The organism is Flammeovirga sp. MY04 (genome assembly GCF_001682195.2).
GTDB lineage: Bacteria > Bacteroidota > Bacteroidia > Cytophagales > Flammeovirgaceae > Flammeovirga > Flammeovirga yaeyamensis.
In genome coordinates this window covers 1-22,424 of the sequence record NZ_CP003562.2, presented here as the reverse complement: position 1 = coordinate 22,424, position 22,424 = coordinate 1, and the positions used below count along the sequence as shown (strand labels likewise).

At 29.1% G+C, this 22,424-nt stretch carries 14 protein-coding genes; 13 read left to right on the top strand and 1 reads right to left on the bottom strand.

What is annotated here, in order from left to right; genetic code table 11:
- The first annotated feature begins 412 nt into the window (after positions 1 to 412).
- The 13 genes from MY04_RS27775 to MY04_RS27715 all read left to right on the top strand — a co-directional run bounded on the left by MY04_RS27775 (position 413) and on the right by MY04_RS27715 (position 20,784).
- Positions 413 to 2,074, top strand: a complete 1,662-nt coding sequence (locus MY04_RS27775) for a SpoIIE family protein phosphatase (RefSeq protein WP_158297966.1) — start codon at positions 413 to 415, stop codon at positions 2,072 to 2,074.
- Positions 2,075 to 3,820 carry an OmpL47-type beta-barrel domain-containing protein gene (locus MY04_RS27770; RefSeq protein ID WP_066216904.1) on the top strand — a complete coding sequence of 582 codons (1,746 nt, stop codon included), beginning with the start codon at positions 2,075 to 2,077 and terminating at the stop codon, positions 3,818 to 3,820. It abuts the gene before it with no gap.
- A gap of 250 nt (positions 3,821 to 4,070) precedes the next feature.
- Entirely contained in the window at positions 4,071 to 4,928 is an 858-nt protein-coding gene (locus MY04_RS27765) for a lysophospholipid acyltransferase family protein (protein WP_066216899.1), read from the top strand.
- A 190-nt stretch (positions 4,929 to 5,118) separates the two neighbouring features.
- Positions 5,119 to 6,177: a hypothetical protein gene (locus tag MY04_RS27760; RefSeq protein ID WP_066216896.1), complete on the top strand. Its 1,059-nt coding sequence runs from the start codon at positions 5,119 to 5,121 to the stop codon at positions 6,175 to 6,177.
- A 294-nt stretch (positions 6,178 to 6,471) separates the two neighbouring features.
- Entirely contained in the window at positions 6,472 to 9,264 is a 2,793-nt protein-coding gene (locus MY04_RS27755) for a M16 family metallopeptidase (RefSeq protein WP_066216893.1), read from the top strand.
- Positions 9,261 to 12,257, top strand: coding sequence for a SusC/RagA family TonB-linked outer membrane protein (locus MY04_RS27750; RefSeq protein ID WP_066216891.1), 2,997 nt, complete (start codon positions 9,261 to 9,263; stop codon positions 12,255 to 12,257). The genes MY04_RS27755 and MY04_RS27750 overlap by 4 nt, the downstream gene beginning before the upstream one ends.
- 8 nt (positions 12,258 to 12,265) lie before the next feature.
- Positions 12,266 to 13,618, top strand: a complete 1,353-nt coding sequence (locus tag MY04_RS27745) for a RagB/SusD family nutrient uptake outer membrane protein (protein WP_084006206.1) — start codon at positions 12,266 to 12,268, stop codon at positions 13,616 to 13,618.
- On the top strand, positions 13,611 to 14,084 hold the full coding sequence (locus tag MY04_RS27740) for a hypothetical protein (protein WP_066216885.1): 474 nt from the start codon (positions 13,611 to 13,613) through the stop codon (positions 14,082 to 14,084). Before MY04_RS27745 ends, MY04_RS27740 begins: the two co-directional genes overlap by 8 nt.
- A gap of 9 nt (positions 14,085 to 14,093) precedes the next feature.
- Complete coding sequence (locus MY04_RS27735; RefSeq protein WP_158297965.1) at positions 14,094 to 14,825, top strand: hypothetical protein; 732 nt, start codon at positions 14,094 to 14,096, stop codon at positions 14,823 to 14,825.
- Positions 14,826 to 15,549: 724 nt separating this feature from the next.
- Positions 15,550 to 16,476 carry a hypothetical protein gene (locus MY04_RS27730; protein WP_066216878.1) on the top strand — a complete coding sequence of 309 codons (927 nt, stop codon included), beginning with the start codon at positions 15,550 to 15,552 and terminating at the stop codon, positions 16,474 to 16,476.
- Between the two features lie 891 nt (positions 16,477 to 17,367).
- The gene (locus MY04_RS27725) at positions 17,368 to 17,673 is read left to right on the top strand and encodes a hypothetical protein (RefSeq protein WP_066216876.1); all 306 of its coding nucleotides are present in this window, start codon (positions 17,368 to 17,370) and stop codon (positions 17,671 to 17,673) included.
- 904 nt (positions 17,674 to 18,577) lie between these two features.
- The gene (locus MY04_RS27720) at positions 18,578 to 19,663 is read left to right on the top strand and encodes a glycosyltransferase family 9 protein (protein ID WP_066216874.1); all 1,086 of its coding nucleotides are present in this window, start codon (positions 18,578 to 18,580) and stop codon (positions 19,661 to 19,663) included.
- Positions 19,663 to 20,784 (top strand): glycosyltransferase, encoded by a 1,122-nt coding sequence (locus tag MY04_RS27715; protein WP_066216872.1) that lies wholly within the window; start codon positions 19,663 to 19,665, stop codon positions 20,782 to 20,784. Before MY04_RS27720 ends, MY04_RS27715 begins: the two co-directional genes overlap by 1 nt.
- Before the next feature lie 432 nt (positions 20,785 to 21,216).
- Here the strand turns inward: MY04_RS27715 and MY04_RS27710 are convergent, their stop codons facing one another.
- Positions 21,217 to 21,903, bottom strand: a complete 687-nt coding sequence (locus MY04_RS27710) for a BRCT domain-containing protein (protein ID WP_066216869.1) — start codon at positions 21,901 to 21,903, stop codon at positions 21,217 to 21,219.
- Positions 21,904 to 22,424 lie beyond the last annotated feature (521 nt).

The following is a 22,424-nucleotide window of genomic DNA, read 5'->3' as shown; positions in this document are numbered from 1 at the left end:
GGTTACTTTATGTAATGAAAGAACAGTTTATTATAGGTTGGTATCAGAAGAAACTATCCTTAACTTAATAAGTTTTGTTGACTCAGAAGAAAAGTTCATTAAGTTATTATGTAGTCTGGAAAGAGAATGTTATTTTTTAGGTAAACTAAGATCGTTTATAGCACTAATTTAGTTTAATTGTAAGTGTGGTGACAAAAAAATAAAGTTATTATATCGAAATTTTGAGGTTTAATAACCTAAAATTTTTATGTGTACCAACTTAAATAAAAACGGTAATATATTTTTTATTTTTTTGTTAATATTAATGTGTTGTGATGGTTTTAGTATTGCTCAAAGTAATAGGAAATACATTTTAAGCTCTGATAGCTGTAAAATTGAATCGTATCGAAAACAATATTTGGAAATGCTCAAAATGAAAGATTATAAGGAAGCGTCTAGATATTTAAATGAGTCGGCTGTTTTATATTGGAAAAATTATCAGATTGATCAGGCTGATAGTTGTTTTCGTCTTTCAATGAAACTGAACGAGAAGGTTGGCAACGATAATGGTATTGCTATGATTCACAGTAACCTAGGAATGATGTATGCAGACAAAAAAGCTTATGCAGAAGCTTTAAGTCATTTTATGGCTTCTTATGATTATAGAGTTTTAATGAAGGATCGGATTGGTCAGTATTCTACAATATTAAATATTGTTACTACATTGAATGCTTTAGAGAAATATGATGATTCCATTAATTTGTTACTGAAAGGTCTTGTTTTGGCTAGGGAAATGAATGATGTACCTAAACTGAAAAGTATTTATGGTATGTTGAGTGAGACCTATGAAAAAAAGGGCGATATAAATGAATCGCAACATTATTTTGGTTTATATAAAACATTACATCAATTAATTGTCAATAAGGCAATTAGACAACATGAGAAAAAAGTTTATGAGGTAATATTGGAAAAACAAAAGGCGGAAATATCTGAGCAGAAAAAAGCTATCGAACTAATTAATGTAAAAGATAGTCTTTTTGTTTTAGATTCTACTAATAGTTTTTTAGAAAGAGAGAAAATTACTTTGGCTAAAGAAAAGGTGTTGATTCAAAAGGAATCTAATTTAAAACGTCTTCAAGTAATAGAAGAGAAAAATAAGCGTAGAACTCAAATAAAGTTAATATCAGTTATTGTTGTAGGTTTATTAGTCATTTTATTATTTGCTTATATTCATATTCTAACTATTAGAAGTAAAAGTAAAATTATCACTGATAAAAATGCGATACTGGAGCAAATGAATAAAGAAATTAGTAGCTCTATTAATTATGCTAGTTGTATTCAAAGAGCGTTATTAGATCAGGAGGAAGATCTTTTGAAGATAAATAGTTTTGCATTTTTAATTAACCTACCAAAGAACATTGTTTCTGGAGATTTTTTTTGGAAATCTGTTACTGATAATAAAATTTTTTTAGTTGTTGCCGATTGTACTGGACACGGAGTACCTGGTGCATTTGTATCCTTAATAGGAGCAATTCTTTTAGATGAGATAATAAATAAAGAAAAGATAGAAGAACCATCAGATATCTTGAATAGACTTCATGAGAAATTTAATAATGTTTTAAGACAAAAAGAAACACAGAATACTGATGGAATGGATTTGTCTTTGTGTGTTTTTGATCTCGAAAATAGAATAATGAAGTTTTCTGGTGCTCATAACCCTGTCCTAGTTTATGAAGAAGGGGAAAAGAAAATATATAAAGGAAATAGATTAGGAGTTGGAGGTATTCGACCTTATAAAATTGCTAATAAATTGTTTTCTCAAATAGAAGTGGAGTTAAGAGAAAATCAGAACATTTATATGTTTTCGGATGGGGTAATAGATCAATTTGATAAAAATAATGTTAAGAAATATACTTTAAGACGGTGGGTTAGTTTTTTGCAAACAATTCAACATCAAAGTTTTATCGATCAGAAAACAAGTATTGAAAATGAGATAAAAAAATGGAAAGACAATGTTGATCAAATTGATGATATAATTGTATTGGGTTTTTCTACGAATATGTTTTTTAATGGGGAGTATAAAAGTTTATCTTAAATGTTGTATAAAAAATATATTTTTTGTTGGCTACTATTGTTAATTTATTCGATAGTTTATGGTCAAAATTATAACGATCGCCCTAAAGGGTATTTTGTTGATTCATTAAATAATTATTATCAACAAGTAGATTTGCCTGTGTATTTATATGTTGGTGATAAAACTGGAGCAATACACCAATTGGTTTCTACAGATCAAAAAAATATTATTTTTTTGGATGGTGAAGGAAGACATGTCTTGAAACATTATGATGCTATTGAAAAGGTGGAACAGAAGTTTATTTTAAATAGCGATGGTACTGCGCCGAAATCAAGATTGAAATTTACATCACCTTTCAGGTATTATGATATAAATCAAAAAAAGTTATTCTTCGGAGTAAATTCAAAAGCACTTTTATTATCAAAAGATAACATGTCAGGTGTTCGTGAACAGTATGTATCGGTAAATGGTCAGCCTTTCACATTATGCAGTGATACATTAGTGTTTCAGAAAGAAATGGATTATAATATAAAATATTACGCTATGGACAATGTTGGAAATAGGGAAGAAGTTTCAGAAGATATTTTTACAATTGATCATTCTGCTCCAAATACTTTGTTGGTATTAAAAGGAAATCATATCGATAATATTATTTCTTCTGAAACTAAAATACAGCTTATCAGTAAGGATACTATCTCAGGGGTAAAAAATATATATTATTCCATTGATAATAATAGTGATTATAGATCATATAATAATGGAGAAAATATAATATTGAAACCATTTTCAGATGGGTATCATACAATTAGTTTTTATGCCGTTGATCGTGTTGATAATATAGAAAGGATGCATTATCAGGAATTATTTCTAGATAAATCAGCTCCTATTACAGCAAGTGATATTATAGGAGACCGTTACGTAACAAAAAAAGGAGACGTCTATTTTTCAGGAAGAACAAAGATGAAATTAACGGCCGTTGATAATAAATCAGGTGTCAAAGAAGTAAGATATTCGATAAATGATCAAGGTGATATGATATACAATAGTCCTTTTTATTTACCTCAAATACAAGGTAAACATCAAATAAGGTTTTATTCCATAGATAATTTAGGGAATGATAATTTATTTGAAGATAGTGTTGTAAATCAATATACTCATATTGTAAATGAAGTATATTTAGATTTAACAGGACCTAGTATTGATTTTAAAATTAATGGTCCATCCTTTTTAAAAGAAGATACTGTATATATATCACCTAAAACAGAATTGCATTTTAAGGCTTTTGATAAAGAGTCAGGTCTTCAGAAAATAACTTATAGCATTGATAGTAATTTAGTGGAGACAGGTTATGAAAAGCAGATTAGTATTAAAAAAGAGGGGTATCATAAAGTTACGGTTTATGCTTATGATCAAGTTAATAATAAAAATACAAAAGTTAAATATTATGCAGTTGATAATAAAGGCCCACAAGTATTCTTACACCCTTCTGTTAAATCAATTTATGTAGATAATGATATTGATAAGTATCCTTATTATATGAATATGTATTTGGCTGCTACAGATGATTTAACTAGTGTTACTAGTATTCGTTATTCGATAAATAATAAATCATATCAAGAGTATACTGGTGTGATAAAAGGATTTAAAAGGAATAAAAAATATGTATTGAATGTTGAAGTAGAAGATATGGTTGGAAATATAGAACATCTTTCTTATTCATTTAGGACTTTAAGAAGGAAGGACGAAAAACAAGGTATAACGCAATGAGGTGGTTTAATATGTTGTTCTGTTCAAAAAAACAACAGGTCCTTAGTGGGATAGTAGATAGCTTTAGTGAGGATTATATCAAAATAATAAACCGAGAAAATCTTTACATTATTAAAGTTTTAATAAAAAATAATAGTTGCGTTAGATACGATACAAAACAAAATTTTTTAAACAAAAAAGTTTCCATAAAAATTTTATTTACTGATAAATATGGAATAGAAGTAACTACATTAAATAATATTAACATCATATGACAAATTTTTTATATCTAATTTTTATTGTACCAATTTCGTCATTACCCTTAAAGTTTTTGTATTACGTTTCGGATGTATTTAGATATGTAGTTCAATATGTTATACGATATAGGGTAAATGTGGTAAGACAAAACTTAAAAAATTCTTTTCCTAATAGAACAAAAAAAGAGTTATCGGAAATAGAAGTAGGATTCTATCGATTTTTCACAGATTTTATTTTTGAAAATTTAAAATCTTTTTCACAAAATGCTGATCAAATCTTGAAGAGATATGAGATTGGTGATACTAGTATTTTCGAACGGTACAAAGATAGAAATATATGTCTTATTACTGGACATTATGGTAATTGGGAAAATATAGCTGTGATCTTAAATAAAGTATTAAAGCATCAGGTTGTTTGTATATACTCTCCCTTAAAGGATAGATATATTAATAAGCTAATGTTTAATAATAGAAGTAAAACAGGGATGGAGTTGGTTCCTAAAAATGAAGTTCCTACTTTTTTGAATTTTGGTTTTTCAAAAAAAAAGAAAGCTTTGGTTTTTGCAGCTGATCAGTCGCCTACTTATTCAAGAAAAGTAGTGTGGACAAAGTTTTTAAATCAAAGTACAGCAGTTTTTCGTGGTCCTGAAGTGATCGCAAAGAAAAAAGATATGGTTGTCATTTACCTAAGAGTTCAACAATTGGAAAGAGGGAGATACTCTTTGAATTTTCTTTTAATTGAAGAAAATCCAAATAAATCCAAAAAAAATGAGATAACATGTAAACATACTAGATTGTTAGAGCAAGATATTAAAAATAATCCTTTTTGTTGGTTATGGTCTCATAAAAGGTGGAAGTTAAAGAAAAATTAAGACTGTTTTTTATGATTGTGTTTGTACTGACAATAATTCTCATTTAGAATTCAGACATTTATCAATGTATAGTGCACGAATTTTCACAGATGTACTGACAATAATTGAATTGAAACGGAAAAATTAAGTCATCATATTTTGTGTGATGACTTTTTCTATCCATATAAATAAAAAAACATAATTAAAATCTATGAAAGCTTGTATGTTATTATTGCTTGTTTCGCTTTTTATTTTTTCTTGTAAAAAAGAAGAAGAAAAGCCTCCTAATAAAAGGGTTCAAGATGAAAAGAGAGGAAATAAGGATGTTTCTTTGATTGAAGAGGAAGATAAGATTGAAGAGGAAGATAAGATTGAAGCAAATGAATTTACATATATTCCCAAAGGTATTGATTATGATTTTGATAGAGGATTTCTTTTAATAGGATCGAAAAAAAATGATATAATTAAGTTAGACTTTAAAACAGGGGTTAAGGAGATGTTTGTTTCAGACCCCGACCTCAATTATATAACTAGTATTTATTCTGATGAATTTTTATCTCGACTAATTGTAGCAACAAATAGTAACATTGATTTTAGTAGGGATAAATCTAATACAGCAAAGGTGTTTATATATGATTTACAGACAGGAGAAAGACAAGATATTATAGATCTTACCCCATTATCTAATGGGGAAGAAATTTATATTAGTGATTTAATTGTTACTCATAGAGGAGAAATAATTGTTACTAGTAGTTTTGGAAAACCTAGTATTTATATCATTAAAACTTTTATAGATATTAGTACTAAAAAATATCTGTATGAGAAGAGTTTGTATTTGTCAATACCCAATATTAAAGAGACAGAAGTTGGAGAATTTGGTTTAACAGGGATTGAATATCATGCTCCATCTCAAAGGTTATTGGTAGCTCATAGTTCCCTTGGTAAAATATTTGAAATCGATAGGAACCATAATTGTAATGTGATTCTTGATCAAGTAAATAAAGTTTCAAGTTTAGAATTGAGTGCAATTAGAGGAGATACACTGTATGTCATTCAGGGGAACTTAAATGTAGTAAGAAGTTATTTGCTCGAAGCTAATTTGGTTAATAATAATCACCTATTGAGTCCATTATATATTAAAAATTGGATGATTACAGGCAAGCCATTATCAATTGTTGATGCTAAAAAAGAAGGTGTTTGGGTAAGTGTGAATCAATGGGATGAGGAAATAGAAATTTCACCTAATATTCAAAGAATTAATTTTGAATAGGTAAAAGAATTAAACGAAAAAAGTGTAATGTATTTCTGATTACAAATTTATATATATAATAAATATACATTTGTTACCATTATGGGTAGCTAGTATTTTATTTAGCTATAAGTAGTTTAACAAAGTTACAAGGAACTGGTTTTATCTGTTTAAATTACTCACTTTCAAACCTGGCGAGAGCGTTTTGTTAGTGTTTAATTTGGAGAACTAGTTTTAAGTTGAGGCCATGCATTTTTTGCATGGTCTCGATTAACCTTATGTATTCGTGGCTATAATAAAAAGTATGATAAACTAATGAAAAAAAGAGTAATTTATGTTGCTATAATCTTCTTGATATGTGTATTACATAATAATACGTTTTCACAGAGAATAAATGGAAGTTCTAATATTGTAAAGGGCACGTTGTCTAATGGTATGACTTACTATATCAAGAAAAATGATAAACCTGTCGATGAAGTGCAATTTAGATTAATTATCAAAGCAGGTTCAATTTTAGAAGACGAGGACCAAAGAGGATTTGCTCACTTTTTGGAACATATGGCATTTAATGGTTCAGAACATTTTCCTGGTAACAGTTTGATTGATTATTTTCAATCTATTGGCGTGCAATTTGGTCACGATATTAATGCATATACTGGCTATGATGAAACAGTGTATATGTTGCCTGTTCCAAATACAGAAAAAGAAACACTGGATAAAGCTTTTTATTTCTTTGGAGATATTCTAGGAGGTTTATTAACACTTAGTAAAAAAGATATAGATGAGGAAAGGGGGGTTATTCATGAAGAGTGGAGAACCACTACGGGTTTGAATGATAGAATGAGGCAGGAAATGTATCCATTGCTATATTTTAATTCCAGATACAAAGATAGGTTGCCAATAGGGTTGATGGATGAAGTGGTTCTTAAAGAAGGCAATGAGGAAGCACTGAGACGTTTTTATAAAGATTGGTATCGTCCTAATCTTGCGACGTTATTAGTAGTGGGCGATGTGGATGTAGTAGAAATTGAACAGAGAATTAAAGATACATTTGAAACAATAAATAATCCGGTGAAAACAAAAGAAAGAGTATACTATGGTGTTAACAATCACGACAATACCCTTATTAAAAGAATTAATGATAAAGAAATTACATCTACTACAATTAGAATCATCAATAAAATTCCTAAAAGAAAAGAGCAAACGTTAAATGCCTTTAAAATAAAGGTAGCTAACATCTTGTATACTTATATGATCAATGAACGATTGGAAGAAAAGTCAAACATAAAAGATGCTCCTTTTATGTTTGCCTCATCGTATATATCGGAGGGTTCAGGAGATAAAGATAGATATATATCTACTGCTTCAGTAAAGGAGGGAAGTATTATTGAAGGAATCAAAGGTTTGATGAATGAGTTGTATAGAGTTAAAAAATATGGTTTTACACAAGGAGAGTTCGAACGAAAAAGGGCTATTTTAGCTAAGGACATTCAAACAGAGGGTTTGGAGAAAAACACCTTGAAGTCAGCTCAATTAATGGAGCAATTAATGGAACAGGTTTTATCCAATCAAGAATGTATAACCTCTGATTTAAGACATGAGTTATTTGTAAAGGCAATAAATACTATTAGTAAAGAAGATGTGGAAAAATTAGCAAATCAGTATATAAATAACAAGAATGCTAATAGAGTAATATTTGTATCTGCTCCAACATCTGTCAACATACCCTCTAATGAGAAAATTAAATTTGCATTGGATAATGTTGACTATGATAGTTTAGAACCTTATTCTGCAGAGGAGTTATCTGGTCCTTTAATAGAAAAAGAACCTCAAATAGGTAGGTTGTTAATAACGAGTACAGATGAAATATTAGGTACAACAACATTGACTTATGAGAATGGAGCTGAAGTTGTGATTAAACCGACGCTTTTAAAAAATAATGAAATTCAATTTATGGGTTCCAGAGAAGGGGGGTATTCCAGGGCTTCTGATGAGCAGTTTAATAATGCATCATTATCCGCATCATTAGTACAATTGGGCGGGCTTGGGAGATATAATAAACAACAGGTTGAAAGATTGATAGGTGATAAGAATGCTTCTGTTAGTGTAAACATCAATCGGTTTTCTGAAACTATTGGAGGTAAATCAACAGTTGAAGATTTTGAAACTATGATGCAACTAATTTATCTAAAGTTTACTGCCCCAAGAAAAGATAAGGATCAGTTTGATAGATTTATTTTAAATAAAAAAGAGTACAATAAGAACAGGTTAAATAACCCAAATAAATACTTTGCGGATGTGATCAATAAGACGTTGTATAACCATCATCCAAGAGTAGCTACATTACTTTCTCAAGAAGAGATTGAGGCATTAAGTTTGGATGATGCTTATGAGTTTTATGTGTCTCGTTTTCGCTCTGTTAGGGGAATGCGTTTTGTATTTGTTGGAAATATTAATTTGAAAACTTTTCAACCATTAATTGATAAATATATTGGAGGGCTTCCGGGTGATAAAATTCCAAATAAATGTATTGACAGAGGATTGAAAGTATTGAATAAGAAGATTTCTACTGAAGTAGCCAGAGGTAAGTCTGAAAAGTCGAAAGTAGTTATTCGATTCCAAGGCAAGTATGCAAATGGGCAGTTGAACAGAATAAAAATGCAATTGTTAAGTGATCTGATGACTATTCGTTTGACAAAGAAATTAAGAGAAGAATTGGGAGGGACGTATTCACCGTTTGCATATAGTAAAGTATTGGATAAGCCGTTCAACCAGTATCAATTTAGTATTATTTTTACTTGTGATCCTAATCAAGCGAGTGCTTTACAGAAAGTGGCACTTCAAATTGTAGATGATTTGAAAAAAGAAGTGGAATTGGAGGATCTTGAAAAAGTCAAAAAGGCTACGATTAAAAATAGGGAGAGGGCATTGGCGAGAAATAATTATTGGGTGGATTTATTGTTGTCCGATAAAAGAAAATTAACAACAAATTATTTGAAATATAACAAACAGGTAGAAGTAGTTTCTCAAAAATCAATAATGAGACTAGCTAAAAAATATTTAGACATACAAAAAGTGAAAATATTTTTATTAAGTCCGGAGGTATGAAAACAATCGATATAAATAAAATTCTATTTCTTAAATGTCTGCTTTGTTTAATTACTCAATTATTGGTTGCTCAAGATGTAATAAAAGTAAAAGGTATTGTTACGGATTCAGAAACTGGAGAACCTTTAATTGGGGCTAATGTAATTATTCATGAAACAGGAGAAGGTACCGTAACTAATTATGAAGGAAATTATAAGCTAATAGGATTAACGAAGAATACAGTTTTACAGTTTTCATTTCTTGGTTATGAGGAGTATACTATAACAGTAGGAGAGCGGACCATTATAGATGTTCAATTAAATCCAGCATTAGAAAACCTTGAATCAGTAGTTATTTTTGGAGAAAACCAAAAAGATTTTAGAAGTATTACAGGTTCTGTAGATAGGGTGGATGCAAGTGTATTTTCTTCGGGAACGCCATCGGCATCTTTTGAACAGCTGTTACAGGGGCAAGTTTCAGGTTTGGCTGTTCAGGTCAATGGAGAACCTGGAGAACCTTCCCAACTTAGAATACGTGGTAATAATTCTTTGGGAGTACGGTCAGTAGATGAGAAACTTTCTACTTTTAATACTGCGAATGAACCATTATATATTTTAAATGGAATACCTATTTCCTCAGAAATATTTTCTACAATTAATCCTTATGATATTATAGAAGTTAAGGTTTTGAAAGATGGTTTGTCTACTGTGGAATACGGAACAAGGGGAGCCAATGGTGTAATAGAAATATATACTAAAAGGGGGATAATTGGTAAAACAAATTATAATGTAAGGTATAATCATACTATACGCCCAATTGGAGGGCTTGGTGGAATATCTTTAATGGATTCGAGAGAAAAATTAGCTTTAGAAAAAGAACTAGAGATTACTAATGGTTTCGGATATATTTATTCACCTAAGGCAGGAGATTTACTACCTGTGAAAGAGTATAAAGAAGAAAAATATAAAGAATTAGAAGATATTAATACTAATTGGTTAAAAGAACTTTCTAGAGTAGGTCATGTAAAAGATCTACAGATGAGTATGTCAGGAGGGGTTTATGGGACAAGATATTTTACTTCCGCAAATTATTTTGAAGAGGAAGGAGGGTATGAAAATTCATGGGCAAAACGTTTTTCTACTCGTTTTAGCCTTGATCATAATTTAAATGATAATTTCTCTTTAGGTGTTGATGTTTCAGTGGCAAGAAGTCAACGCTCAAAATCGTTAACTAGTCCTGCTAGGTTAATTTATACACTTCAACCATATGAGACGCCATCGGATACGTCTTTTATAGCGAGAAATACCAATAATGGAGGGGTGAATTTTAAAAATCCTTTTGATGAATTGTTTAATAATTATAGAAAAAATATTCACTGGCGATCTAATATTAATCCTAAAGTAACTTATAGAATAAGAGATACTAAAATTAAGTTGGAATATGGATTAGCATATAGAGAAGGTGAAAACACAACAGTATCACTACCTAATGATCAAGGGGTAACCGATAGACAGAAGTCTGGAAAAATATCTAAAAATAAATCCTCCTTCATGAGAAATAGAGTGAATCTAAGTTATGAATTAAGGAAGACTTTAGATAAACATACTCTATTTGTTAACTTGGGAGGAGAATATATTAATAATCAAAACAGGTCTTTTGGATATTTAAGTAATGGTATCTCCGAAAAAGTAGATCCTTCGATAGGAGCAAATCCTCAAGCAACAATAAACAATACAAAATATGAAGATGCCTTAATTGGTCTAGCGGGTAAATTCTCTTATAGTTATTTGTCCAAATATGATATTGTAGGATCTATAAGGTTTGATGGTTCATCTATTTTACCTAAAGGTGAACAGTTTGTTGGTGCATATGGGGTTGGTATAGCTTGGGATTTGAGAGGAGAAAATTTCATGGCCAGCAGTTCGGTCTTCGACCTTTTAAAATTTCGATTTTCTTATGGTTTGAATTTTAATTCTGGAGGAATTAGACAAACTTTGGGACTGCCATATTATGACTTTACCAATAATGATATTTATAGAGGTCAACGAATGATTAATCTGGTGGAATTCTATAATCCAGATTTAAGGTTCGAGAAAACAAAACAATGGTCGACAGCTATTGACTTTAGTATTTTCAAAAAACGTATTTACGGAACAATAGAGTCATATGTGAAACAGACAGATGATCTACTTTCTAATATTAATATACCAACCAGTAATGGGTTCGGTAGCCTGCTGCAAAACATAGGTTCACTAGAGAATAGGGGTATTGAAATTTCATTTAATGGTGTCCCTATTAGAACAAACCATTTTCGATGGACTACGAGAATTAATTTAGCATATAACGTTAACAAGGTTACAGATTTAAAGGGACAAGACCAGATTCAGGTGGGAACAGAAGGGCTTTTCAAATTAGGAGAACCTATAAATTCAGCTTTTGTCAAACATTGGGGCGGAGTCAACTCTTTAAATGGGCAGCCTGTTTTTTACACAGAGAATCGTGGTTTGGTTTTAGATAACAATGCTCCCCAGTTAGTAGGTTTTGGTGCATATGATCACCCTTTTGTAGGCGGTTTTACTAATGTAATCAATTATAAAGATTTAGAAATTTCTTTATTGTTGAGTTATGGTATAGGAGGAGTAAATTATAATAAATTAAAAAGTAGAATGATTCAAAATACAAAAAATGGGGAAGTTCCATTTAGAGGTTTTTTAGGGCAAATATGGTTAAACCCGGGTGATGTAAAACCATATCCGTATCCAAAATTCTTTTCAAGTAATACTCCGAATTCTATCTTCTTAGAAGATGCCAGTTATTTGAGAGTAAAAAATGTGACGATAAGATATAATTTACAGCAATATTTTAAACTTAAAAACACAGGTAATATTATGCTTACAGTCCAGGGCAATAACTTATTTACTTTTACAAAATATGAAGGTATAGATCCTGAGGTTACAGGTATAGGGCAACCGTTGCTCCCTTCTTATACTTTAGGTATTGATGTCACTTTTTAAGTAATTGAATGATGAGAAGTATTATATTATTTGTCTTTATTTTTGTTAATGCGTGCTCACTTATTGATATTTCTCCTGATCATGTAGTATCCACAGAAAGGGCTTTTGATAGGGTAATAGATTATCAGATGGCTTTAAATAGAGTATATTATTCTTTGACCAGTCCTTTAATGAATGTGTCAGCGACAGATTATGCTACTGATGATTACACTCATGTTATTGAAGGATATGCACCAACAAATTATTATATTTATCAATGGAATTACCACTCTCAGCCTCAACCTTCCATATGGAGGAATCAGTATAAATTAATATCAGAAACAAATGTAATTATTGATAATTATAGCATTGTTCACGTTAAGAATGATGAAGAGAAAACCCAAAAGGATCATATTCTTGCTCAGGCTTTGGGATTAAGAGCCTGGTTCTTTTTTAATTTGGTCTATATATATGCTCCGGCATATAACAAAGTCAATGAAAGTCTTTTAACTATTCCGCTAAAATTGAAATTAGACAGAGAATATCTATCACCAGCTTCGTTAAAAGATGTATTTCTACAAATACATAATGATTTAGAAAAGGCAGAAGAATTGTTATCTGATTTTAAACCTGCAAAATTAGATAAACAATATCTGTTTGATCTAGATGCAGTAAGGGCTCTAATTGGACGAATTGCGTTATATCAAGGAGATTATAAAAGAGCAAAAAAATATGCAGGATATTTTATAAATATACCACTCTTAGATAAAAAAGATTATTGGAAGCTTTGGGGGAATCAATATGATTTAGAAAATAATGAAGTTATTTTTATGACACATAATTTATCAGATTCCGAAGCAGGAGCATTATTAGATTATCATCAACAGTATGAAACTAATAACGTAGTTTTGAATTCAAATTTTGTAAATACCTTTGATAAAGAAGATATACGTATAGAAGATCAATATATTCATTCAAACACACGTAGGCCATTAAAGTATTTATACATTAAGAATAGCAATAATGATAAGGAAACTTTGATGCTTAATTATAAGTATTTTAGACTTGCCGAACAGTATTTAATATATGCTGAGTCAGTTTTGAAAACTAATGAAAAAGAAGCGTTAACTGTTTTTAATCAGTTAAGAACCTCTAGAGGAGTTAAGCCTTTGATGAATTTGAGTTTAAATGATATTATCAAAGAAAGACGAAAAGAGTTTTTTCAAGAGGGACTTCGTTTCTATGATTTAAAAAGAATATCAGATAAACTTGATATTGTTGTAGAAAGGGCAAATGGCAATAAATTAATACCAAAGTCTGATAAATATACTTTTGATATTCCTTTGGACGAAGTTAATTCAAACCCCTATATCGATGATTAGAAAATTATATATATTATTAGTAATAATAATTAGTTCTTGTAATCAGGAATTATTTGATAAGGTTTACAAGGGACCTCCTTTTGTAAGTTTGAGTGACGAACAACAACTTATTAAGTTTGATCAATCAGTGCAACAAAAAAAAATAGTTTGGTTAGATAGCATACTAATTAATGAACCGATAGATATACCTATAATCGTTAGCCTTAATGAGGAAATATCTAAAAGTAAAAATAATCTCGGTGTGAGATTTAGATTTCAGGATAAGGTAAAGATAAATGCGGGTGCATCGTATGGATATTATACTATAGATGCAGAAATAATAGATGAAAAGCTTTTATCAAAATCTGAATTAGTATTGTATATCGAAAAGGTAGATAATGATCTAGTCATTCCTGGTTTGCAGGGAATAAAAAAAGAAAATGAAAAAAGACAACCTCATTATAAGTCTTATTTTTTTAAACAATAATAGATAGTTATGAAACTAATGAATCGTAAAAATTTTATCACCGTGTTATTTTTAGCACTAACAGTATTTTCTTGTAAAAAAGATGAAACAGTAGCTCCTAAAGAATTAACGAAGAAGGAGCGTCAAGAAATCACAAGGAAAGAGTTAGCAGTTGTATCTAACTCAACATTTGAAACCATTGTAACCAGTAAGTGGGAACTAGTAGAGTTTGTTCCTTCATCACAAATGAAAAAAGCGGCAGCTTCTCAAGATTTGTATGCAGTAACTACTATAAAAAAAGGTAAACAGGCTCTTGATTTTGGAATGACGTTATCTTTTGAAAAATTGGATAAAAAGTATTCTTTAAAAGTAAAATTTAAAGATTCTGGGGATCCATTAGAGAAAAAAATTGGGGATTATCAAGAAGCAACAACAGGAGTTCCTGGTTCTTGGGGGTTAATTCCAAGTGCGGAATTTTATATGGCTGAAATTAGAGCAATAATGGCAGCTCCATTTGCAGCAGATGATCTAAGTGCAGAAGATATTCAAAATTCTGATACAGGAGAGATTAATGTTGAAGTGATTCAAAATGATGTATCAAAATTGAATTATGAAAACATGCTTTTAAATTATTCTAAAATTATAAAGGAGAACAAAGATAGAATATACTTAAATGATAATCAGCAACTTATTGTAGAAGCAACAGATAATACTTATGGAACAGGTACGTCACATTATGTTTATAAAAAAGTAGTGAAATAATTTAACTTCATTGATTATAAAATGTATTTGAGAGTACAAAAATTATGTTTCATAATGGATACTTTTGATTAGTACAAGTTAACAAGTTATAGTAAATAAAGTTTTTGCAAGGGGGGAGATTCCCCTCTTACATTTTTACTAATATTGAACAAAAGGTGTCAAAGTCTTGTTTTTTAGTGCTACTATTGTAGAGCGTGTAAGTAAGTGTCGCAAAATGGAATAAAATTTTGGTAAATTATACTAATGATTTTATTGGCTAGTTTATCAATAAACTAGCCTTTTTCGTATAATTATATTATCTGTGAATTACTATATGGTTTAGTGATCAAGTTTTATTGACAAAGGATACTAAGTTGGTTGTTATAATTATGAAATATTGCAGTCGCTTGACTCTATTCATAGGGAGGTTTCAGAATGGATTTTAAAAACTTATATTAAATATAACAACAGTGTAAATATGACTATTTATAAAAATAAAATTTAACGATTTCAATGTGAATAAATCGATTATCCAAGAGTCCTTTATTTATAATAGTTCTGATATATGTAAAATATTCAATAAGCTCTCTCGAGATATGAAGAAACTGACATAAAATTAATCGTGCATCTACATACATTTATTAATATGGTTAAAGTATATATTTGGTATATAGTCATAAATTATTCATTGATATGTGTACCTAGGTTGATATATAACAAGGTGGCGAAATAATTTTTAATAAAAATGAGAGGTCTAATTATAATTAATCTGATAGGTTGTGTGTTTTTTTCATGTGATAATAAAGATGAAAATATTAATCCTAATTTTGCTTCTATTTTGTCTTCGCCTAGTAAAATAAAATATATTCTAAATAATAAGTCTTATTATCCGGAAAGTTTTGATTTTGATGAAAAAAATAATCGATTTATTATAGGATCTTTTAATAACGGTGGAATAAAAACTTTTGATCCAATTAGTGGTAAGTATACAGATTTGGTAACGGAGAATTATGGTTTTGTGAGTATTACAGGGATTCATGTTGATGAAAAGAATGATAGGATAATTGTTGTTTGTTCTGATCTTGGAATAGGAGAAAAGTCATCTATCAATACTGTTGGAGTTTTGGCAAAATTAGGAGTTTTTGATTTGAAAACAGGAGGGTTAATGAAAATACTTGATTTGGGTAAATATGTATCTCTTAATAATGGAATATTCCTAAACGATATAACAATAGATAAAGAAAGTAATATTTATGTTACTAATTCTTTTGGTAATTCAGAAATATTTAAGGTAGATAACAACTATAAAGTATCTGTATTAGATATCATGAAAGATTTAAATGCAAATTTGAGTGGTGAGTTAGGATTTACTGGTATTAATTATCACAAGTCGACAAATAGTTTGATTGTAGGACACAACAATTTAGGGAAGTTGTATGCGATTCCATTGTTTTCTTTAGAACCATACCTTTTAACAAATGGTATTGAGTCAGTGGATGGTATTGAGTTATTAGAAGACAATGAATTATATATTACACAAAATGCTGTGGGCAAAATTAAAGCGTTTAAATTAAGTGTTGAAAATAAAATAATTCAAGCAAAAGGAAAGGATTTGAAATCTGTTGTTTTTAACAATTGCCCTACCGTTATAACAACTTACAAAAAAGAATGAAATGTATTTGAGAGAACAATTATTTATGTATTTAATAGATAAATTGTGGACACAGTATAGCAAAGTTAGTTAAAAAATAATAGTTTTTTAAGCTAATTGACAGGGGGAATTTTTCCCCCTTTCATTTTTCACAGTATATATGTTTTTTAGGGAAGAAGTTCCGAATGAACATCATATAACTAGTAAATGAGAAGGATGTTTAGTCAATGATATGTCATCTAAAATTCAATTTACAAAACGTAATGTATTTGTGGTTACAAATTTTCATATATAATAAATATATATTTGTTTGAATTTGAAGTAGTTAGTTTTAGTTATTAAATAGTTTAGCAGGCTTACAAGAGATTGTTTTTTGTCCATATTTGTATTGGCTTTCAATGTCTTAGTTGATAGGATATTTTGTGTAGATAGTTTACTTTTAAAGTTAAGGCCATGTATTTTACATGGTCTTAGTTAGTCTTTTGTAATTCATGGAATATAATAATAATTGCGAAAAAAGTGGAATTGGAAGATCTTGAAAAATAAAAAGTCAAAATAGAGGAGGCATTGGTGATGAAAAATTAAATGTAATTGAGAAGACAATTATTTCTATATTAAATAGATATATTGTGCACGTACAAAGTGTAGTAAATTTTGTTATTGAAATAATAATATATTTTTTATACTATGGGTTAATTAATTGAAAGGGGAGATTTTTTCCCCTATTCATTTTAGGTTAAAAATAAGTTAGATAAAAATTAATTATTCTCTATTTGTTTTGACAAACAAACATCCATCCTAAATGACACTCATTTAGGATGTTTTTGTTTGTGGTGTCTTGCTAATAGGGTAACTAACTGAAAACAAGTAGGCAGAAAATCATGGCTCAATAATAAAGGTAAACTAGCACTAATGTTTTTGAAATTCTATTCTGATTTAAGCGATGAAAAATTAGTTGAAAGATTAAATACAGATTGGGCTTATCAGATGTTTTGCTTTCGACTTTTAGGAGATCACGAAGTGATCCAAGATATTACTTTACCTAGTAGCATTCGCACTTACCTTTCCTCTAATGTTGATATGAATGAACTCCAATTTACCCTATTGGAACATTGGAAAGGAGATATTGAATTTTCTAATTTATTACTGATGGATGCTACTTGTTATGAAAGTGATATAAGACATCCTACAGATCTGAAACTTTTGTATAGAGCTTAAATTAAAACGCCCTAGGAGTAAATATAGAGAACAGAAAGAAAAGTATTTAAATTATTCAAAACGTCGTAGAAAAGGATATAAACTCACAAGAAAAAGAAAGTGTTCAATGCTTTATCTGTTGAAGAAGGGGTTAAATCAACTTCAGGAAGTTTTAGATACTGGGTTAGTCCATTTGAGTGGAAAAGAAAGAGATAAATTACGGACAATCAAGAAGGTGCGGTTTCAGCAACAATGATAAGATGACATCTTCTGATTGAAATAAGATTCAAAGTGAAGATCAAAAAAATACCCATCAAAATAGATTTAAAATCTTAATGGGTGCTAGAATCTATTTTCCAAGAGTCTCTAAAAAGAGATTCCATAAAGTAGACTCTCTTTAATCATAAATTAAATAGTGCACGAGTTCATTATGAGGAGACGAATTTAATAGATCTTAATTATATAAAATGTAATTAAGATTACTAAAATTAGTATTTTTTGAATCTAAATTGTGGTATTCGCAGTATTTAAATTAAAGTTTATGAAGAGGTATTATGTTAATAAGAATCCACAATCTAGTGGAGAGCATGAGGTGCATAGTGAGTTTTGTTCGAGATTGCCATCAGCAGGAAATAGATTTTATTTAGGGCTGTTTTCAAGCTGTGCTGAAGCGGTTTCGAGAGCAAGTGTTATGTACCCCTCGGTAGATGGTTGTTACTATTGTTGTAATGAGTGCCATCGGGGATAATAAAAGCGTATTAATTATTCTGTTAGCTAGTTTCTATAAGTTAGCATTTTGCCTCTCTTTACAAAATGTGGTTTTGTATGAGGATAGTTTTAAGTTCTGCTTGACTATGTATGTGCTAAACACCTTCAAGATGTATTTTTTGCTTAAGTATCTGTATACTGTTATTGAATAATAAAAATGAATATTAAATATAATTGTAAACATTTTAAAGGTAATATACCGTGTTTGCCAAATAAACTTAGAGATCAAGATTGTAGAGGATCTTGTGATGATTATATTGAGATTTCAAAAAAAATATTAATCATAAAATTAGGAGCAAGAGGAGATGTACTAAGAACAACACCTCTTTTGAGGCGGTATAAGTCAATATACCCTGACGCTCAATTTACATGGGTAACGTTATATCCAGAGGTATTACCCGATAACGAAATTGATATTGTATATAAATTTAATGGAGTAACGATATTTTCTGTATTGAAAATGTCTTTTGATATTGCAATTAATTTAGATAAAGATATAGAAGTTTGTTTATTTTTTAAAGAGGTTAATTCTAAAGAAAAGTATGGTTTTACTGCACATAATGGTCATATTTATCCACAAACTAGTTCCGCTAAACACAAAATATTAACAGGTTTATTTGATGATTTTTCAAAAAAAAATACTAAAAGTTATCTAGAAGAAATATTTGAAATCTGTCATTTAAAATTCAATTATGAGGAGTATTATATTAATGTTGATGAATCATTAAAAAATATCTGGGGAAATACATTGTTGTCTAAATCTTCAGGTAAAGAAATTATTGGTTTGAATACTGGAAGCGGAAAAAGGTGGCTTACAAGACAATGGACAGAAGAGAAATGGATCAGGTTGATTAATTTACTTCAGAGACATGGTTTTTTCGTAATGGTTTTAGGAGGGAAAGATGAAGATGAACAAAATTTAATTTTATCAACAAAAACTGGATGTTATTATCCGGGAACATTTAGCATTAAAGAATTTATAGCGTTATCTGATTCTTGTGATATTATTGTTTCTCAGGTGACTTTTATGATGCATGTTGCAATTGGATTAAAGAAAAAGTTAGTACTATTAAATAATATATTTAATGTCCATGAATTTGAAATGTACGGGAGAGGTAGTGTTATTCAACCGGATTCAGGTTGTGATTGCTATTATGAGCCTTTTTGTGGAAGACCTAAAAGTTGTATGCATGATATAACTGCTAAAGAAGTATTTAATCATATTATTGACAAAAACATATAATGAAAATTGCTTATTTATCAACGTTTTATCCGTTAAGAGGAGGGATAGCTCAGTTTAATGCTTCATTATATTATGCACTTAAAAAAGAGCATGATGTAAAAGCTTTTACTTTTTCACGACAATATCCTGAATGTTTATTTCCAGGTAAAACACAATATGTTACAAAAAAAGATGAAAATGCGATTAAAATTGAGAGTGTGGAAGTTCTTGATACGATAAATCCATATACTTATATAGAAACAATTAAACATATAAATAATTACAAACCTGATATTTTATTAATGAAATATTGGATGCCATTTTTTGCTATACCATTTGGGATAATAGCTAAATTTATTGACTCTAATATAAAGGTGGTAACTATTTTGGATAATGTGAAACCACATGAAAAAAGATTTATTGATAATGTTCTAACTAAATTTTTTTTAAAACAGAATGATGGTTTTGTTACAATGAGTTATTCTGTTTCTAATGATTTGAACACTATTTATCCTAAAAATACACATATTCAGTTAACTCACCCTAATTATGAACATTTTGGTTCTATCATTAATCAAAAAGTAGCTCGTTTTAAATTGAATATTTCTCCTCATAAAAAGACAATCTTATTTTTTGGTTTTATTCGACCTTATAAAGGTTTAGATATGCTTATTGAAGCATTTTTAAAGTTGGATGATACTTATCAATTAGTTATAGCTGGTGAATGTTATGGAGATTTTGCTTCTTATCAAAAGTTGATAGATCAATCAGGGCGATATAAAGATATTTATGTTCATAATTATTATATAAATGATAAAGATGTTGCTACTTTTTTTAGTGCTAGTGATGTCTGTGTACTTCCATATAGAACCGGAACCCAAAGTGGAATAGCATCGGTTGCGTTTAATTACTATTTACCAATAATAGTAACAGATGTTGGTGGACTAGGGGAAGTTGTTTATGATGGTATTAATGGTTATATCCTTAAAAAAAATAGTAGTTTAGAATTAAAAAATATTATTCAAAAATATTTTAATAATAATGTAAAATTTAATTTTCGTAAAAATATTAAAAGAATATTAATAGATGATTCTTGGGATAGTTTTGCTAAAAGTGTTATTCAGTTTTTTTGTAGGATTTAAATAAACTAGAATTTTGAAGCACTTAAGTTTAATTGGAATAGTTGTATTTACATAGAAAAAAATTGAACAGTTAGAAAAAGATCTTCAAAAGATAAAAATATAACGTGATTTATTTGAAAAAAGTTGTAAACCCAATCTCCTAATAATATTCTAAAAAGAAATATCTATTTTAATATTCGTCTAATGTTTATAATAGATACCACTTGTAACTATGGGGATTCTAATACTAAAGAAAATATGATAGAATATCTATAGAAGGATATTTCAAGTGCTCTTGTTTTCTGATAGTTAACATTTAACAAAAATTACCTACAAAGAGAGGGTCAAACATTAGCCTAACCCTCTTTTGTAATACAATGTATCTGTTCATTAAAGATTTTCTATTACATAGTTGAAATAAATAGTCTTTCATCCCATTAGATAAGAGGAAGATTATTGTAATTTTGTCCTTAAAGGAATTTCATTTAAAAGGTTGAAATAATATTCAGTACCTTCCGTTTTTTCATACCAAGTAATATCTCCAGCAAGTCCTATTATAGACTCAAAACCTTTAATTACAGTATCTAAAAAAAATTCACTATTTGTAGAAATACTAAATTTTTTAACTATTCTACATTGAAAAAAAAGAGATTCTGAAATTATTTGCGGGTCTGAAAATTTATTATATAAGTCTTTATAAATAAAAGGATTTTCTATGGATGCAGAAACATGAGCGTCGTATTTATTATGTATTGAAGTAATAAATTTTTCAAGGTTATCTATATCAAGATGACCATCTTCAAATAAAGCTTCATATCGTACAATCAACAATTTACTATGTAATACATTATTAATATTTACAGGTGAAACATTTTCTAATCCTTCCATGAACTCCATTTCAGAAACAATTTTTATGTTTGCACCATTTTTAATTAATAATTTTGTTTTGGAAATTTTGTTTCCATAATTACCTATTTCCCAATCTGTTGGGATTATTGACCCAACAACGAGATAATCTAGATCTTGATTAATTAGAACTTGTGAGTTGCCATTTCTAAGAATTACTTCTTGTTCAGCTTTTTTTCGTTTTAATTCTGCTAAACCACCTGTGAAGCAATAATTTTTACCTTTAAAATTCATTTATTGTTACTTTATTAATTTATTTTGGAATATCTATCTTGATTAAAATGAAAGAAACATTTTATATCATAGATTAAATATCTAAAAGCCAATTTATTACTTTATAATCTTTTGATTAGTAATCATAAGAACAATTGATATTATTTGTAAGATGTTGGGTATTTCTTGCCTTTAATATAGAGATAGTAAGGTTAGATTATTTGTGAATTAATAAAACTACTGGCGTAATTGTAAAATAGTTGCTGAATAAAAAAACCCGAGTATTGCGACAGTTAATACTCAGGTTTTTACTACTTTTAGCAAGCAGTTGATTAACAAAAAGGAAGTGTAACTAAAATAGCTAACCTCCCAAACAATAAATCTCTATGATTTAATCTATACTTAAATCGTTTTTAATTTACTATGCAGAGTGACAAAGGTGATAAATTACAATATTATTTATTGTCTCTATAGTTACAATTTAAATACTTTTTTGAGTGTGTCTATAAATTTCAACATTTAACAAATAAAGGTTTTTATAG

Coding starts and splice junctions, on each gene's coding strand:
- MY04_RS27775 (WP_158297966.1), top strand. CDS start 413: ATGAAAGATTATAAGGAAGCGTCTAGATATTTAAATGAGTCGGCTGTT.
- MY04_RS27770 (WP_066216904.1), top strand. CDS start 2,075: ATGTTGTATAAAAAATATATTTTTTGTTGGCTACTATTGTTAATTTAT.
- MY04_RS27765 (WP_066216899.1), top strand. CDS start 4,071: ATGACAAATTTTTTATATCTAATTTTTATTGTACCAATTTCGTCATTA.
- MY04_RS27760 (WP_066216896.1), top strand. CDS start 5,119: ATGAAAGCTTGTATGTTATTATTGCTTGTTTCGCTTTTTATTTTTTCT.
- MY04_RS27755 (WP_066216893.1), top strand. CDS start 6,472: ATGAAAAAAAGAGTAATTTATGTTGCTATAATCTTCTTGATATGTGTA.
- MY04_RS27750 (WP_066216891.1), top strand. CDS start 9,261: ATGAAAACAATCGATATAAATAAAATTCTATTTCTTAAATGTCTGCTT.
- MY04_RS27745 (WP_084006206.1), top strand. CDS start 12,266: ATGATGAGAAGTATTATATTATTTGTCTTTATTTTTGTTAATGCGTGC.
- MY04_RS27740 (WP_066216885.1), top strand. CDS start 13,611: ATGATTAGAAAATTATATATATTATTAGTAATAATAATTAGTTCTTGT.
- MY04_RS27735 (WP_158297965.1), top strand. CDS start 14,094: ATGAAACTAATGAATCGTAAAAATTTTATCACCGTGTTATTTTTAGCA.
- MY04_RS27730 (WP_066216878.1), top strand. CDS start 15,550: ATGAGAGGTCTAATTATAATTAATCTGATAGGTTGTGTGTTTTTTTCA.
- MY04_RS27725 (WP_066216876.1), top strand. CDS start 17,368: ATGTTTTTGAAATTCTATTCTGATTTAAGCGATGAAAAATTAGTTGAA.
- MY04_RS27720 (WP_066216874.1), top strand. CDS start 18,578: ATGAATATTAAATATAATTGTAAACATTTTAAAGGTAATATACCGTGT.
- MY04_RS27715 (WP_066216872.1), top strand. CDS start 19,663: ATGAAAATTGCTTATTTATCAACGTTTTATCCGTTAAGAGGAGGGATA.
- MY04_RS27710 (WP_066216869.1), bottom strand. CDS start 21,903: ATGAATTTTAAAGGTAAAAATTATTGCTTCACAGGTGGTTTAGCAGAA.